Below are 16,311 nucleotides of genomic sequence, written 5' to 3'. Positions count from 1 at the left end.
TGCAGCGTATCGATCAGTTCAGGCGAACGCCAGAGATCGGCGGCATCTAATCGCGGCCGGCTCTGTTGATTGCATCTGCAAGCTCGACCGGATTGCTGAAAAACATCTCATGGCTGCCGTCGCATTCGACAAGGCGAAACAGGCCAAGACGCTCGGATAGACGAGGATGCCAGGGCAAGCCATGCGGCAGCGCCGTATCCTGCCGGCAGTTCACGTAAGACTTTCCAACCGGCAACTCGGCAAGCGGGCGGTTGAGGTAAATTTTGTCAGTAAATGTCTTGTAGGGATGCGGGTTGAGTTTGGCAAAGCTGGATTTTGCCAGCTCGATGTCGGCGTCGTTGATGAAGCTCTCGCGCCAGATTTCAAACGGCAGCATCACCGCGCCGTTGTTTCCGGCCGCAACGGCATCGAACAAGCCGATATAATGAGGCGGCACCATATCGTTGAGACATTGTCCGTTCAACGGAACGAAAGCATTCACATAGATCAGACGCTTGATCCGGCCCGTGAGTCGATCGGCAACGCCCGAAATGATCATGCCGCCGTAGCTGTGGCCGACGAGCCGGACCTCCCGCAAATCCTTGGATTCGATATAGTCGACGATGGACGCAATCGACTGTTCGAGACCGATCGCGTTGCGGTCATCGCCAGCATTGTTGCCCGCGATGGTCGGACAGAGAACGACGTGCCCCTTCCCTCGTAGATGACCGGCAACGGCTTCCATTTCCGCGCCGGTGTGCCATGCGCCGTGGACGAGAACATACAACCCAGTCATCAGCGGTTCTCCGAGTGAGGTTGGTAATTCATATCGGCGCGGGCTCGGAAAAATGGCCATATCCTGCCAGCGTCATAGGACATCTACGCCAATTTCAGCGGGACCTTCTGAATTCCCCCGGCGTCGTGCCGAGATATCTGCGACATTGGCGAATGAAATGGGACGGATCGGAAAGGCCCACCTTCAATCCAATGCCGCCGACGCTGACATGATCGAACCGGGCTTCGGACAGCATGCGGCGCGCAGCCGACATTCGACATTCGGAGAGAAGACCGCCGAATGTCAGGGCCGCACCGTTCAGGCAGCGATGCAGCGTTCGCTCGGAGACATGCAGATCCGCCGCGACCGCTGCAGCCGTCAGTCCCGGCTCGGCGTAGCGCATTCGAACGACAGTCTGGATTTTGGCCAGTAGCTTTTCGGCGCCCCGCCGATCCGATCCGGAGACCGGGACTTCGGCCCCGAAGGCAAGCGCCAGCAGGGCCCCGAGTTGGTCGGTCAGAATCTGCGCCGGCAGGGGCCTATGCAAGGCAAGCGCGGGGGACAACTGCCGTGCGAAAGCACTCAGTGCCAGCCCCCAGCCGACGTTACCATCGATGCGTCGCCCGATGCACTTTTGCGGCTGGCTGATCCAGGATTCGACCCAAGCTATCGGAAGCTCAAGCGACAATGTATTCGAGGTTCCCTCAAAGTGAAATTCGTACGGGCACCGTGAATCGATCAGCAGGAGATCGTTGGGTCGCAGACATACGGAATTATCATTTTGCACAGCCGCCCATTCGAAGTCGACCTTGCACAGGAGATAGTAGTAATTCGAAACGCTGCGCACGATGGCAGGCCGCGTGCGATAAACGTGCTGTCCATGGCCTTGCACATGATTGATGCCGATCGTTTCCAGTTGCCCGCGCTCAAGGGCACAGTGGAAGTCTGACGGTGCGGAGCACTTTATCTCCATTTCGAGAAAGCTCGCACAGACCGCACCAATCCAGTAGTCCAGGCGTCGGGCAGGCTCGACTAACCGCGTCGACCATTGCTGGATGGCTGCAATATCCTTGCTCGTCATATGCCCCCCGCGATCGACAACGATAGAATCTGGATAACTTCCGAGGACAGCATTGGCCTGTCAATCCGATCGCGGCAACGAACGAGGAAATGTGGCGGCCAGCGCCCGCCGGCGCCATCTGCCGGCGCTGCCGCCGAACGGACCAGCCGCGGCACGACAGGATCAGGATCATTTATTTCGCGCCGCGCCGCGCCCATGCCGGCTTGACGCCGCGCTCCGCAACCCCCATGCCTTCCCCGTCAGTCGGCCGGACGGCCGCTCCCGCTATGGCCGAAAGGTTGCGGGGGAGGAAAGTCCGGGCTCCATCGACATACGGTGCCGGATAACGACCGGCGGGGGCGACCCCAGGGACAGTGCCACAGAGAACGAACCGCCCCGCGAAGCCGCAAGGCGAAGCGGGGTAAGGGTGAAAAGGTGCGGTAAGAGCGCACCGCGTTTCCGGCAACGGAAACGGCATGGCAAACCACACCGGGAGCAAAACCGAATAGGGACGGCAACGCAGTCAGTTCGCTCACCTCAGGCGAAAGCCTCGGGCGATAACACTGCAGGGCGATGTCAGGCTCGCCGTCCGGGTAGGTTGCTTGAGGCCACATGCAAATGTGGTCCCAGAGGAATGGCCGTCACGTATCGTCCGGGCAACCGGGCGGTGCCCTACAAAACCCGGCTTACAGGCCGGCTGATACTTCTTCTGTGAACGAGGGGCCCTGCGCAACACGCCGGGCCCCTCGCCAGTTTTGCGCCTTGGCGCGCCTGGCCAAACCCGCTAGTCCTCGCGCATGTCCCTCCCCGCCCTGTCCCGCGGACAACTCGGCCTCCTGCTCGGCTTTGTCGGCGTCGTCATCTTCGGCGGCACGCTGCCGGCGACACGGATTGCCGTTGCGGCCATCGCCCCCTTCGCCCTCACCGCGTTGCGCACGGCCATTGCCGGCATGTGCGCGCTGACGCTGCTGCTGATTCTGCGCCGGCCGTTGCCTGCACGCCGGCTGTGGCCGCAACTGGCGATCGCGATGCTGTGCATCGCCGTGGCGTTTCCGTTTTTGATGGCGGTGGCCTTGCAGAGCGTCGGCGCCTCGCATGGCAGCGTGGTGCTGGGCATCCTGCCCTTGGCCACGGCCTGCGTCGCCGTCGCCATCACCCACGAGCGCCCGAAACCACTATTCTGGATCGCCTCCCTCGTTGGCGCGGCCATCGTCATCGCCTTCGCGCTGCGCCAGGGCGGCGGTGCGCTGTCGGCCGGCGACCTGCTGCTGTTCGGCGCGGTGGCGGCATCCGCGGTCGGCTATGGATTTTCCGGTCGGCTGACCGCGCAAATGCCCGGCTGGGAAGTGATCAGCTGGGTGCTGGTGATGGCGCTTCCGATCTCGCTGCCGGCCGCGGCGCTGACACTGCCGGCCAACCTCGCGGCCATCCCGCTGGAGCCCTGGCTGGCGCTCCTCTACGTCGCCGTGTTCTCGCAATGGGTCGGGTTCTTCGCCTGGAACGCGGGCATGGCGCTGGGCGGCATCGCCCGGGTATCTCAGGTGCAACTGTTGCAGCCCTTCGTCACCTTCGCCTTTGCCGCTGCCTTCAATGACGAGGCGATCACGCCGCAGGTGGTGTTGTTCGCCGCCGCCGTGGTCGGCGTCGTAGCGATCAGTGCGCGCAGCCGGACGCGACCGGCGCCGGTCGCCCCGGTCTGAAAGCTAATGCCCGCCGCCGCCCGCGCCGGCGTTGGCCGGCTTGTTGAGCAGCAACACCATGGTGCTGAGCGCCACATAGAACAGCGTCAGCAGGTAGAACGAGTCGGCAAAACTCATCACCACCGCCTGGCGATGGGCGATCTGGTTGAGCTGCTTGAGCGCCATCAGCGCCGCGTCGCCCTTGCCCTGGAACGATTGGGTGAACTTGTTCAGGGTCTCCACCGCCATGGCGTTGCCCCAGGTGACCTTGTCGTGCAGCCGCGAAATGTGAAAATCGGTGCGATAGTCCAGCGCGGTGTTGATCAGCGCGAGACCGAGCGCGCCGCCGAGATTGCGCGTCAGGTTGAACAGGCCCGAGGCGTTCTTCAGCCGCTCCGGCGCCAGCGTGCCCAGCGCGATATTGTTGACCGGAACCATCGCCATCATCATGCCGACGCCGCGCAGGATCTGCGGCACCAGCAGGTCGTAGAAGTCGAAGTCGCGGGTAATCCAGGTCATCTGCCAGGTGCCGGTGGCGAACAGCAGCAGTCCGGTCACGATCAGATAGCGCAGATCGACCTTCTGCATCAGCCGTCCGACGATCGGCGCGCTGCAGAACATCGCGACGCCGGATACGAACATGGTCTCGCCGATCATCAGCGCGCTGTAGCCGCGCACTTCGGCGAGGTAGCGCGGATAGAGATAGGTCAGGCCGTACAGGCCGATGCCGACGCAGAACGAGAACATCGAACCGAGCGCGAAATTGCGGTTGGTAAAGGCGCGGATGTCGACGATCGGCTCATGCGCGGTGAGCACGCGCCAGAAGAACGCCACGCCGGTGAACACGCACAGGATAGCGCAGATCAGGATCGAGGTGTCGCCGAACCAGTCGTTGCGCGGTCCCTCTTCCAGCACGTATTCGAGCGTGCCCAGGAAACCGGCCATGAAGCCGAGGCCCCACCAGTCGAAATGATCGAGCAGTTCGAGATGCGGCTCGTCGAAGTCGACCAGCGCCAGCACGCCGATGGTGATGCCGATGCCGGGCACCACGTTGACGAAGAACAGCCAGTGCCATGACATCAGGTCGGTGATGTAGCCGCCGACGGTCGGTCCCACAGTCGGCGCCAGCGTCGCGACCAGACCGATAATCGGTGCGACGATGTGGAATTTGGAGCGCGGAAACACGGTGTAGGCCGAGGCGAACACGGTCGGGATCATGCCGGCGCCGAGAAAACCCTGGATGGCGCGCCACAGGATCATCTGCTCGATCGACGACGTGAAGCCGCACATCAGACTGGCGAGCGTGAAGCCTGCCGCCGAGATGGCGAACAGCATGCGGGTGCCGAGCGCGCGGGACAGAAAGCCGGACAGCGGGATCGCGATCACTTCGGCGATCAGATAGGCGGTCTGCACCCAGGAAACTTCGCTCGACGAGGCCGAGAGGCCGGCCTGGATCTCGGACAGCGACGCCGAGACGATCTGAATGTCGAGGATCGACATGAACATGCCGAACACCATGATCAGGAACGCGATCAGGCGCTTCGGCGCGATCGTTTCGGACGGCGCCGCACTTGCCGGGATAGCCCCCGGCGTCGCTGTGGTGTCGGACATCGGTCAGTCCTGACTGTGGATCAATGCGCCGGCTCGGCGTCCGGTTTGGTGTTGACGCGGACGTAGACCGACATGCCGGCGCGCAGCAGGTTCTCCTTGGCTATGGCAGCGGGGACCTTGATGCGGACCGGCACGCGCTGCACGATCTTGGTGAAGTTGCCGGTGGCGTTGTCGGGCGGCAGCAGCGTGAACACGGCGCCGGCTGCCGGCGCCAGGCTGTCCACCACGCCTTCGATGTCGCGGCTGGAATCGGCGTCGAGCTCGATGCGCACCGGCTGGCCCGGCTTCAGGCGGCGCAGCCGGGTCTCCTTGAAGTTGGCATCGATATAGACCGCATCGAGCGGCACAACATTGGCGAGCCGCTGCCCGGCCGAGATGAAGTCGCCGGTATTGACGAGACGGTTCGAAAAGATGCCGTCGACCGGCGCCTTGACTTCGGTGAAGGACAGATCGCGCTCCGCCTTGTCGAGTGCGCTCTGCAATTCGGCGAGCTGGGCGCGCGCCTCGTTCTGCTGCGCCTTGGTCACTTCGACGTTGTCGCGCGCGGCGTCCACCGCTGCCTTCGCCGACAGCACGGCGGCTGCGGTCTGGTCGCGCGTCGCCTGCGAGGTCTCGAAGATCGCGCGCGAGGCAAATCCCTTGGTGCTCAGTGCATCCTGCCGATCGAAATCAAGCGCGGCGCGCTTTGACATGGCATCCGCCGATGCCTGCTGTGCGCTGGCCTGCTCCACCGCGCTCTGCATCGCGGTGACCTGACGCCCGATACGGGCGATGGTGGCCTGCTGGGTGGCGATCTTGCGGCGCGCGGCATCGACGGCGATGCGATAGTCGCCGTCATCGATCCTGAACAGCACATCGCCGGCCTTCACCGACGCGTTGTCCCCGGGCAGGATCGCCGCGATATGGCCGGAGACGCGTGCGCCCAGCGTCGTATTGTTGGCGCGGACATAGGCATCGTCGGTGGAGACCATGAAACGGCCGACCAGATAATAGTTCACGCCATAGGCCGCAGCGGCCAGCGCCAGCACGGCGCCGATCCCGAGCAGGACGACCTTCTTCTTGCCGGATTTCGGCGCGGCGGCCGGTGCAGCGGATGTAGGAGATGCCGGCTTGGCGGGGCCAGGCGTGTCGGCGGGACCGCGGGCAACCGTGTCCGCCACTGCGGGGTCGGAGGCATCCGCAGCGGGGGTAACCTTCCTCACTGCCGTGCCATCGGCGATATCCGGCTCGGAACGATGGATGCGGGCGGCTTGGTCGCGCGGTCCGGCCATCAAGGCCTCCTGAAATGTACTGAGGCGAATACCCAAACAGGCGGGCATTCATCCATCTTGGCGATCAATAACATTGACCGAACGGTTCGGTCAAGGTACATTGTGCAACACAATAGCCGGTTACGCATCGCCGAACCGTTTCATCTTTGGGTGTTTCACCGAACAGGCTAAATTTATGGTTGCCTCCCATTCCGCGACGCTTTCCCTTGTTGGCGACGAAGACAGCGCCAAGCGTCGACAAATTCTCGACGGCGCCCGCGCCGTGTTCATGAATCTCGGCTTCGACGGCGCCAGCATGGGCGAGATCGCGCGGGCGGCGGGCGTGTCGAAGGGCACGCTCTATGTCTACTTCGCCGACAAGAACGGGTTGTTCGAGGCGATCGTCGCCGAAGAGGTGATCGAGCAAGGCCGAGCGGCGTTCAATTTCGATCTGACGCGCGACGTCGAGACCACGCTGAAGAACTTCGGCACCGCCTATATCCAGCCGCTGTGCCGGCCTGGCGGCGGATCCTCCACGCGCACGGTGATGGCCATCGCCGAACGCATGCCCGAAGTCGGCCAGCGCTTCTACAACAACGTGGTGATGCTGACGGTCAACCGGCTGGCGACTTATCTCGAGGCGCGCGTGACAGCCGGCGACATCGCCATTCCGGACCTGGAACTGGCCGCATCGCAGTTCATGATGTGCTGCCAGGCGTCGCTGTTCCTGCCGTTCATTTTCCAGGCCAAGCCGGCGCCGTCGCTGGAGCAGATCGCCATTGTGGTCGACAGTGCGACGCGCATGTTCCTGGCCGCCTATCAGGTCAAGCCCGCCTGACAGGGCTTTCGCGCTACTCGTCGGCGTAGTCTTCCTCATCGTGGCCCTTCGCCACCGGCTTCTTGGTGAACCAGCGGCCGAGCGATCCCGTCGAAGCGGGTTCGCGGCTGGAATAGCTGCTGCGGCCTTGCACGCGCGACGCCACCTGTTCGCCTGACATCGCAGCGGGCTGGCAGATCACCGGACGTTTGGCCCGACGCATCAGATCGACGTGGATGTGATCGTAGTGAAAGACGTTGGATCCCGGCGCCAGCACGGTGTTGAAAATCTGGCAGGCTCCGCCTTGTACGTCGCGCAGGAACCCCTGCTCTTCCGCTACGCCCTTCCAGCCATCCTTCACCGAAATCTTGCGGCCGTCGGCCAGCGTGAAGCCGGCGATGTCGAGTGCGTTGCCGAACGCATGCTCGGAAATATGCGCACGCGAACTGCCGTTCATGCCGCGGCACGAATAGGCCGAGATCTGCTTGATCTCGACCACGCGGGCGCCGAACCAGCGCATCGCCGCAGGCTGCACGGCTTCCGCCAGCCACTTGTCGAGCGCCGAAACGATCGGACAGGCCAGCGTCGCGGTTGGCTTCAGCGCGACGGGACCGACCGATCCGGTGACATTGCCGGGCCCCGGCCCGAGTCGCGGCTGGGCATAATCAGGCGGCGGGCTCTGAACCACGCCGGAGCTGTAACGCCCATAAGGCTGGCGCGGCTGCGGTGCGGCCTGGGAAGCAGGCGCCGGCGGCATCTCGACCTCGTCCTCCGCCTCGGGCATGCCGGGCGGGTTCAGCGACATCGGGCCGCTATTGGCCGCTGCGCCATATGGCGCAGCACCGTATGACGGCGGCTGTGCTGCAGCCTGTGGAGTGGAACTCGGATAGGCCGTCGCCGGGCGCGCCGGCATCGGCTGCGGCTGGAGCGGCCAGCGCGGCTGACCGGCACCGCCCACGGAGCCCGGCGGCCGCAGCGTTTCATCGGCGAAACCGAAGCTGCTGTTGCTCTCGCCGAGCGCGGCCACTTTCAGGGGAAATTCTGCGCCGCAGACTCCCGGCCCTGAAATCGGGTTGATCCGAACGAGATCGGCTCCCTCCTTCACGGCACCGGACTTCAGGCATGCGACTTCAGCCTCGGCACGCCAGGGTTCGCGCTCCTCGGTCTGGAACAGACCGCGACCACAACCCGCAAGCGATACAAGGACCACGGAGCCGACGAGATACAAACGAATTCCGCGCGTCATACGCGCAAGGTGATCCAAATGTTTTAAGGACTCTTCAACGCGAAGGATTCACGTTTGATTTACCACGCCGCCGCAGCGCCACGTCGTTAGACAGTCCAGCGAGGAACGGGATTGCCAGGAAGCGAGCGCGCCTGGTCCGCGAAGGTCAGGGACGCTCCCTTGTTTCGCCAGGAACGGTTCCCCAGTTCCGTCGTTAATTGGACTGCGTTAAGAACAAGGAGTATCGCATGACTTCCGAGGGTTCCTTTGTCAGTCAGCTAAGCGTGGCCGCGGCCTATCTTGCGGTAGCCTTTGTGGGAGCAATCGTGCTCGGCATCTTCTAGGACGTTGTCGGGTCGATGCGGTCCACTCATCCCGCGCCCGGGCGATCCCGGCAGCAGGGAGTTCCATTGCGATTGCTCATCCGCCAGCTATTGCTCTTGTGACTAACCCTTATTGAGCAGTGCAGAGGCAGCTCTCATTCCGGTTGCCGGCCGGTCGTCGTTTGTGGACAGATCTGCTGATGTATCAAACGATACAGCCTGCCGCGCGCCGGACGAATAGCATCGCGTTTTAGGGTGGGCTTGCCGCAGCTTGGCCTTAAGAAATTTTCCCGCGTGGAGTTCAGCAGCGAGAACGTTTGCCGTCCGGCGTCCATTCCCTCCCTACGAAAGACGGTATCGAATGCGTCTGGCCAACTTCATCCGCGAGAATTCGGCACCCATCATCGCCGAATGGGAAACGTTCGCGGCAACGCTGGCTCCGGCCTCCGACGCAACCAGCCCGCTGTCGCTGCGCAATCACATCACGTACATCCTGGAGTTCATCGCCGACGATATCGACAGTTGGCAAAGCGATGCCGAGCAGGTGAAGAAATCCCACGGCAAAAAGCCGCGGCCACCCATCAACAGCGTGGCCGAGGTTCACGCCGCGTTGCGGCAGGCCGGCGGGTTCAACATGGACCAGATGGTTTCGGAGTATCGCGCGCTGCGCGCCAGTGTCGTCAAATTATGGAGCGCGCAACTATCGGGATCCGGACAGCACGACATCAACGATTTGACCCGTTTTAACGAAGCCATCGATCAGGAGCTGACGGAGTCCATCAGTTATTACTCTTCGAAAGTGGATCGCTCCCGCAATCTGTTTCTTGGTATCCTCGGCCACGATCTCCGCAATCCGATCAGCGCCATGCTGATGTCGGCCGAACTGATCGCACGGATAGGATCGCTGAACGAGCGGCAGATGATGCTGATCTCCCAGATTTCCGTGAGTGCCGATCGCGCGACCGAGATACTGGATCAGCTTGTCGATCTGACGCGTGCGCGCCTCGGAGCCGGGCTGCAGGTTTTCAGGGCGCCCATGGACATGGCTTTTGTCGCCCGACAGCTGATCGAAGAAATGCGCGCAACCCATCCCGACCGCACCTTCGTGATTGACGTATCCGGTGACACGGAAGGCGAATGGGACAGACCTCGCATCGGCCAGCTGTTTTCAAACCTGCTCGGCAACGCGGTGCAATATGGCTTCCGCGACCTTCCCATTAAAGTGAGGATTACCGGCGCGCCGGACGAAGTGACACTCTCGGTTCATAATGACGGCATACCGATCCCGGCAACCGCGGTGCACGGGATCTTCGATGCTCTGGTCCGTGGCGCCTCGGGGCCCAATGCCCATCTTTCATCGAATAGTCTCGGCCTGGGGCTGTACATTACCAAGGAGGTTGTTTCCGCACACGGCGGAACGATCAAGGTGACCTCCTCGGAAAAGGACGGAACGACCTTCACAGCGCGCTTCCCGCGCACAATCGATGACCCCCAATTCGTGCCGGTCGGGCATGCCTGACGACGGCTCCAGGCCGAGACTCATCTTCCTATTGCCGCGGATATGGCGTGAAAGCGGCCGGAGCCCGATCAAATAACCGATTGACAGCACGCGTGGCGCAAGGCCCTGATGCCGTCAGATTGACGCACGTGACGGGGCCGGAGATCGCCGCAGCCGCCGCCGCGCGTCGAAGAAGCCACCAGGGAAACGTCCATGCGCAAGATTATCGCCGCGGCCATCGGCGCCGCTCTGTCCGCCGCCGCGCTGCTGGCGCAGCCAGCCGCCGCGCAGACCCCGATCAAGATCATGGTCGGCGGCATCGACAAGCAGATCTACCTGCCCGCCAAGCTCGCCGCACAGCTCGGCTTCTTCAAGGAACAGGGCCTCGACGTCGAATTGTTCAACTCGACCTCCGGCTCCCAGGCCGCCACCGCCCTGCTGGCCCGCGAAGTCCAGGGCGTGGTCGGCTTCTACGACCACACCATCGACCTGCAGTCCAAAGGCAAGTTCATCACCTCGGTGGTGCAGTTCGCCGTCGCCCCCGGCGAGGTGGTGCTGGTGAAGGCTGCCGACGCCGACAAGCTCAAGGACCCCGCCAACTGGAAGGGCCAGGCGCTGGGCGTCACCGGCCTCGGTTCGGCCACCGACTTCCTGACCCGCGCGCTGGCCGCCAAGGCCGGGCTCAAGGCGCAGGACTATTCGCTGGTGCCGGTCGGCGCCGGCGACACCTTCCTGGCCTCGATGCAGCAGGGCAAGATCGTCTCCGGCATGACCACCGAACCGACGGTGGCGCGCGCGGTGAAGAACGGCACGGCAAAAGTCGGCATCGACCTGCGGACTCCGGAATCCACCCGCGCAGCGCTCGGCGGCGACTATCCGGCGGCCTGCCTGTACATGGACCGCGCCTGGATGGAAGCCAACAAGGAGACCGCGCAGAAGGTGGTCAATGTGATGGTCAAGACGCTGAAGTGGATGCACAGCCATTCGCCGGAAGAGATCGCCGCGCAAATGCCGAAGGACTATTATGCCGGCGAACTGGAGCTCTACATTCAGGGCCTGCGCGAGGGCCGCGCGCAATATTCGCCGGATGGCATGATGCCGGCAGGCGCGCCGGAGTCCGTCCTGAAGGTGCTGACCAGCTTCTCGCCCAACCTGCAGGGCAAGACCATCGACCTCGCCAAGACCTACACCACGGATTTCGTCATCAAGGCGAACGCCACACATTAATTGATTGGTTAGAACGCCGCGGCCGCTGCTCCCCATCCCCCGCAAGGGGGGAGGGAGCATCACTGCCATCGCACAACATTAGCCATCCACGAGCTGAGTTTGATCATGACATCCCCCTCCGCCATCGAACTCAAACACGTCGCCCGGCGCTTTGTGACGCCGTCCGGCGAATTGCTCTCCGCGCTGGAGGACTTCGACCTCACGATCGCGCCCGGCGAATTCATGGCCATCGTCGGCCCCACCGGCTGCGGCAAGTCGACCACGCTGGGTCTGATCGCAGGCCTGGCAAGACCGCAGGCCGGCGAGGTCACGCTGTTCGACAAGAAGGTGGATGGCGTCGATCGCCGCGTCGGCTTCGTGTTCCAGCAGGACGCGGTGTTTCCGTGGCGCGACGTGCTGCACAATGTGATGGCCGGGCCGCTGTTCCGCGGCATCGCCAAGGACAAGGCCGAAGCCGAGGCGCGCGACTGGATCATCCGCGTCGGGCTCAAGGGTTTTGAAGGCCATCATCCGCACCAATTGTCCGGCGGCATGCGCAAGCGCGTGGCGCTGGCACAGACCTTCATCAACAATCCCCAGGTGCTCTTGATGGACGAGCCGTTCTCCGCGCTCGACGTGCAGACCCGTGAACTGATGCAGGAGGAACTGCTGCAGCTGTGGGCGCAGGCGAAATCCGCGGTGCTGTTCGTCACCCACGACCTCGACGAGGCAATCCTGCTTGCCGACAGGGTCGCTGTGCTGACCACGCGGCCGGCGCGGGTCAAGTCGGTGCATACCATCGACCTGCCGCGCCCGCGCGACGTCGCCACCCTGCGTTACGACGAGCGCTTCATCGCCATCGCACGCAAGATCAACGACGACCTGCGCGAGGAAGTTTTGCGCGCAAGGGCGGGACACTGACATGACCGATTCCAGCATCACCACCCGCCTGCCCGCCGACCCCAAGCTCGAGACCGCCATCGAGCGCATGCGCCGCCACGACCGGCTGGTGCTGGCGCTGCGGCTCGCGGTGCTCGTCTTCATCGTCGGCGGCTGGGAACTCGGCGTCCGCGTCGGGCTGATCGATCCGTTCTTCTTCGGCCAGCCCTCCGGCATCGTCGTCAAGCTGATCGACTGGTTCCAGAACGGCACCTCGATCGGGCCGCTGTGGAAGCAGATCTGGGTGACCATCTACGAAGCCGGCGCCGGTTTCCTGATCGGCGCCGTGATGGGCATTTTCTGCGGCATCGCGCTCGGCCGCAACCAGCTGTTGTCCGACGTGTTCTCGATCTACATCAAGGTCGCCAATTCGATTCCCCGTGTGGTGCTTGGCTCGATCTTCATCGTCGCACTTGGCCTCGGCGCTGCCTCGAAGATCGCGCTGGCGGTGGTGATGGTGTTCTTCGTGGTGTTCGCCAACGCCTTCCAGGGCGTCCGTGAGGCCGACAAGAACCTGATCGCCAATGCCAGGATCCTCGGTGCCTCCGACTGGCAGATGACCATGTCGGTGGTGATCCCCTCGGCGCTGTCATGGATCCTCGCCAGCCTGCACGTCTCGTTCGGCTTCGCGCTGGTCGGCGCCATCGTCGGCGAGTTTCTCGGCGCCCGCGAAGGCATGGGGCTGCTGATCGCCACTGCGCAAGGCCTCGTTCGACTCCAACGGCGTGTTCGCCGCGATGATCGTGATCGCCGTGGTGGCGCTGGTCGCCGAGTGGATCCTGACCATGATCGAGAACCGGCTGCTGACCTGGCGTCCGGACGCGACGGTCAACGAGTAGACGCGGATTCAATTGGAAGCTATTCGCAGAAAAGCACTGCCTTAACCTCTCTCCGCGCAGCGAAACTTTGCTTCGCGCGGGGTTGGAGGCATGGGTGCGACTGTGACACCGCCGCGCGACGACACGAGAACGAAACAGTTCTCCCGGCGACGAAACCATTTTGCGCCTTCGCGCAAACCGCCTGAAACCTCCGCTTTGTAGTGATCTGCCCAACGAAGCGCCGAACCGGCGCTCACCTGGCGCTCAAACGGAGATACATCATGACCAAGCTCGCAGGCTTTACCCTGACCACCCGCCGCGCTGCCGCTGTCCTCGGCGCACTGGCGATCGGCACCTTCGCATTTTCCGGCAGCGCCAACGCCGCGCCGCTGCCGCTGTTTCCCTTCTTCATGACTCCACCGATCCAGCTGCAGCCGGCACCGCAGGTGCAGGCGCCCGACGTGGAAGACCAGAGCGCTGCGATCGAGCAGCCGGCGCGCTTCCGGCGCCAGGTGGTCAGCTACGCCACCCGCGAGGCCCCCGGCACCATCATCATCGATACGCCCAACACCTATCTTTACCTGGTGATAGGCAATGGCCAGGCCATGCGCTACGGCATCGGCGTCGGCCGCGACGGCTTCACCTGGTCCGGCGTGCAGACCATCAGCCGCAAGGCGGAATGGCCGGCGTGGACCCCGCCGCCGGAAATGATCGCGCGCCAGCCCTATCTGCCGCGTCACATGGCCGGCGGCCCCGGCAATCCGCTCGGCGCCCGCGCCATGTATCTCGGCGGCACCATTTATCGCATCCACGGCACCAACATGCCGGAGACCATCGGCACTCAGGTATCGTCAGGCTGCATTCGCCTCACCAACCAGGACGTCGCGGACCTGTACTCGCGCGTCAACGTCGGCACCAGGGTGATCGTGCTGCCGATGGACCGCCGCGCCGACAATGCGATGGGCAAACGCAGCTAGTCGCGGTCACGCCGCGCGGATGTGGCCGAGGAAGCCTGCGACATCCTTCCTGAGCGCGACTGCCTGAGCCGCCATGCTATCCGCTGCGTCGCCGACGTTGTCCGCCACAAGACTGGCGCGTTCGGCGGCCGCGCCCAGATTGACGATGCTAGACGAAATCTGGTTGGCGGCGCTTGCGACTCCCTGGACGTTGCGCGCAATCTCGTTCGTCGCCGCGCCCTGTTGCTCGACGGCGGCGGCGATGGCCGAGGTAATGCCGCCCATCTCGCCGATCACCGCGGAGATTGAGCGCACGCCGGCGACGGCGTCGCCGGTCATGCCCTGGATCTGGACGATCTGCCTGGTGATGTCGTCGGTCGCCTTCGCGGTTTGCGTCGCCAGATTCTTCACCTCGGATGCCACCACCGCAAAGCCGGCGCCGGCGGAGCCTGCACGTGCCGCCTCGATCGTCGCATTGAGCGCCAGCAGGTTGGTCTGGCTGGCAATGTTGCTGATCAAGGTGACGATCTCGCCTATCTTCTGGCTGGCCGTGGCGAGTCCGGCGATGGTGACGTCGGCCTGTTCCGCCTTGCGCATGGCGTCGTGGGAGATGACCGTCGACTGACTCATCTGCCGGCTGATCTCGGCGATCGAACTCGACAATTGTTCGGTTGCGGCGGCCACCGTGCTGGCACTGGTCGAAGCCTCGTGGGCGGAGGCGGCCACCGTGCCGGCTTCGGATGTGCAGCGCTGGGTCGCGTCGGTCATGCTTGACGCGGCGTCGGTCAACTTCGCTGCGGCCTGCTCGGCGGCGACGAGGCTGGTGCCGACCTGGCTGTCGAAGGCGCGGCATTGCTGGCCGACCGTCTCGGCACGCTGCGCGATAGCTTCCTGCTCGACGGCGCGGGCCTCAACTGCTGTCTGATGGACGCGGCCATTCTCCCGCAACACCATCAGTGCCTGCTGCATGCGCCCGATTTCGTCGCCGTTGGTCAGCGGCGGAATTTCCGCCGCAAAGTCCTGCTGCGCCAGCCGGTCGATGGTGGCTGTCAACGCCTGGATACGCTGACTGACCCGACGCCGCACGATCAGGAAGCCGCCGGTCGACAGCCCGAGCGCGATCAGCAGGACAAATGCGTTGGTCAGCAACGTCCACATGGCCCGCGCGGCCTGCTGGTCCGCGCGCGCCACCATCTGATCCAGCGCGACATTGATCACATCGACCACGTAGCCGTTGTTTTCCGTGTCATTCCTGCGCATGTCCGCAAGACTGATCGTCGGCTTCTGACCGGCGGCAAGGCTGCTGACCGCGGCCTTGCTCGCATCCAGCGAGCTCCCTGTAAAATTGACGCTGGCCTTGGCAACCGCATTGACCAAAGCTGGCGGTGCATCCTTGCGAGCCGCCGCCTCGGTAACAGAAACCCAGGCACCGCTTGCGCGACCCATCTCCTGATACCAGGCAAATGCCGCAGCGGGACTCATTTCCTTGCCGGCGGCAACGGCCGATTGAACCGCCAGCGCCCCCATACCAAGGCTCAGGCGGGCCACCCAGGCGGCGCGTTTGACCGCGAGAAATTGATCGGTGATCGGATCGACCAGCTTCAGCGATGCGTCCAGCGGATCGCTGGTGGCCAGTATGCTGTCTAGCATCGACTGGGTGAGCTTCGGCCAATCCCGGACAAGGCCCGGGTCGCGCGCCGAGTTCGGCTGACGGATCGCTGCGTCGACCTTCGGCCACATCGCCACCAGCATATCGTGGTTGCTCTTCAGGCGTTCAATCGCCGGCGTCAACTCCGGCAGGGCGAGCGTCGCGAGTCCCCGCAGGGCATCATTGTAGCCAGCCTCGAAACTCGCCCGCGGCTCGGCAATCGTCGCGACAGTCTTCTCGTCGACCGCGGCTTCGCCGAGCAGACTCGCGATTTCCGCGCCGCGCTCGACACGCAAGCCGATCAGCGCGCGGAACAGGTCCTTGCTGACGATCGCGGATGTTGCAACCCGCCGGGCGCCTGAACTTTCTCCGATCGCGCCGATAAACGATACAGAATTGGCAGCAACAAACAGAAATCCCATGATACCGATGATCATGCCAAGCAGCGTGCTGATGGAAATGTTTCGAACGTTCCGCATATGCGCCTCTTCAGGCGAGGCCCGTCGACTACGTGGCGACCAAAAATC

12 protein-coding genes, 1 other RNA gene and 1 pseudogene are annotated in these 16,311 nt (G+C 63.7%); 8 read left to right on the top strand and 6 right to left on the bottom strand.

Features of this window, described 5'->3' with window-relative positions; translation table 11 throughout:
* Positions 1–46: 46 nt before the first annotated feature.
* Together ACUXVA_RS12170 and ACUXVA_RS12165 are read right to left on the bottom strand one after the other, a co-directional pair.
* Complete coding sequence (locus ACUXVA_RS12170; protein WP_445492354.1) at positions 47–775, bottom strand: alpha/beta hydrolase; 729 nt, start codon at positions 773–775, stop codon at positions 47–49.
* Between the two features lie 94 nt (positions 776–869).
* A complete protein-coding gene (locus ACUXVA_RS12165; protein ID WP_445492352.1) occupies positions 870–1,835 on the bottom strand; it encodes a helix-turn-helix domain-containing protein in 966 nt (321 codons plus the stop codon).
* Between the two features lie 239 nt (positions 1,836–2,074).
* Between ACUXVA_RS12165 and rnpB the strand changes: the two genes are divergently transcribed.
* Positions 2,075–2,519, top strand: an RNA gene (gene rnpB / locus ACUXVA_RS12160) — RNase P RNA component class A.
* Positions 2,520–2,611: 92 nt separating this feature from the next.
* Entirely contained in the window at positions 2,612–3,514 is a 903-nt protein-coding gene (locus tag ACUXVA_RS12155) for a DMT family transporter (protein ID WP_445492350.1), read from the top strand.
* Positions 3,515–3,517: 3 nt separating this feature from the next.
* Here the strand turns inward: ACUXVA_RS12155 and ACUXVA_RS12150 are convergent, their stop codons facing one another.
* Entirely contained in the window at positions 3,518–5,104 is a 1,587-nt protein-coding gene (locus ACUXVA_RS12150) for a DHA2 family efflux MFS transporter permease subunit (RefSeq protein WP_445492348.1), read from the bottom strand.
* A gap of 20 nt (positions 5,105–5,124) precedes the next feature.
* On the bottom strand, positions 5,125–6,375 hold the full coding sequence (locus ACUXVA_RS12145; RefSeq protein WP_445492346.1) for an HlyD family secretion protein: 1,251 nt from the start codon (positions 6,373–6,375) through the stop codon (positions 5,125–5,127).
* Positions 6,376–6,550: 175 nt separating this feature from the next.
* Here ACUXVA_RS12145 and ACUXVA_RS12140 point away from each other — a divergent pair, with 175 nt between their 5' ends.
* The gene (locus ACUXVA_RS12140) at positions 6,551–7,192 is read left to right on the top strand and encodes a TetR/AcrR family transcriptional regulator (RefSeq protein WP_445492344.1); all 642 of its coding nucleotides are present in this window, start codon (positions 6,551–6,553) and stop codon (positions 7,190–7,192) included.
* Between the two features lie 13 nt (positions 7,193–7,205).
* On the opposite strand, the gene ACUXVA_RS12135 is transcribed toward ACUXVA_RS12140, so the two are convergent.
* Positions 7,206–8,417 carry an extensin-like domain-containing protein gene (locus tag ACUXVA_RS12135; protein ID WP_445492342.1) on the bottom strand — a complete coding sequence of 404 codons (1,212 nt, stop codon included), beginning with the start codon at positions 8,415–8,417 and terminating at the stop codon, positions 7,206–7,208.
* 663 nt (positions 8,418–9,080) lie between these two features.
* On the opposite strand from ACUXVA_RS12135, the gene ACUXVA_RS12130 reads away from it, so the two are divergent.
* From ACUXVA_RS12130 to ACUXVA_RS12110, 5 genes and pseudogenes are all read left to right on the top strand, one after another.
* Positions 9,081–10,238 carry a sensor histidine kinase gene (locus ACUXVA_RS12130; protein WP_265080088.1) on the top strand — a complete coding sequence of 386 codons (1,158 nt, stop codon included), beginning with the start codon at positions 9,081–9,083 and terminating at the stop codon, positions 10,236–10,238.
* A 192-nt stretch (positions 10,239–10,430) separates the two neighbouring features.
* A complete protein-coding gene (locus tag ACUXVA_RS12125; protein WP_265080089.1) occupies positions 10,431–11,444 on the top strand; it encodes an ABC transporter substrate-binding protein in 1,014 nt (337 codons plus the stop codon).
* Positions 11,445–11,549: 105 nt separating this feature from the next.
* Positions 11,550–12,344 (top strand): ABC transporter ATP-binding protein, encoded by a 795-nt coding sequence (locus ACUXVA_RS12120; RefSeq protein WP_265080090.1) that lies wholly within the window; start codon positions 11,550–11,552, stop codon positions 12,342–12,344.
* Positions 12,345–12,411: 67 nt separating this feature from the next.
* Positions 12,412–13,201 (top strand): annotated as a pseudogene (locus ACUXVA_RS12115) (ABC transporter permease).
* Positions 13,202–13,461: 260 nt separating this feature from the next.
* Positions 13,462–14,157, top strand: coding sequence for a L,D-transpeptidase (locus tag ACUXVA_RS12110; protein WP_445492339.1), 696 nt, complete (start codon positions 13,462–13,464; stop codon positions 14,155–14,157).
* A gap of 6 nt (positions 14,158–14,163) precedes the next feature.
* On the opposite strand, the gene ACUXVA_RS12105 is transcribed toward ACUXVA_RS12110, so the two are convergent.
* The gene (locus ACUXVA_RS12105; RefSeq protein ID WP_445492337.1) at positions 14,164–16,263 is read right to left on the bottom strand and encodes a methyl-accepting chemotaxis protein; all 2,100 of its coding nucleotides are present in this window, start codon (positions 16,261–16,263) and stop codon (positions 14,164–14,166) included.
* Positions 16,264–16,311 lie beyond the last annotated feature (48 nt).

The organism is Rhodopseudomonas sp. RCAM05734 (genome assembly GCF_052658035.1).
Note: the sequence above shows the minus strand (reverse complement) of the source record. Positions and strands in the feature narration are given on the sequence as shown.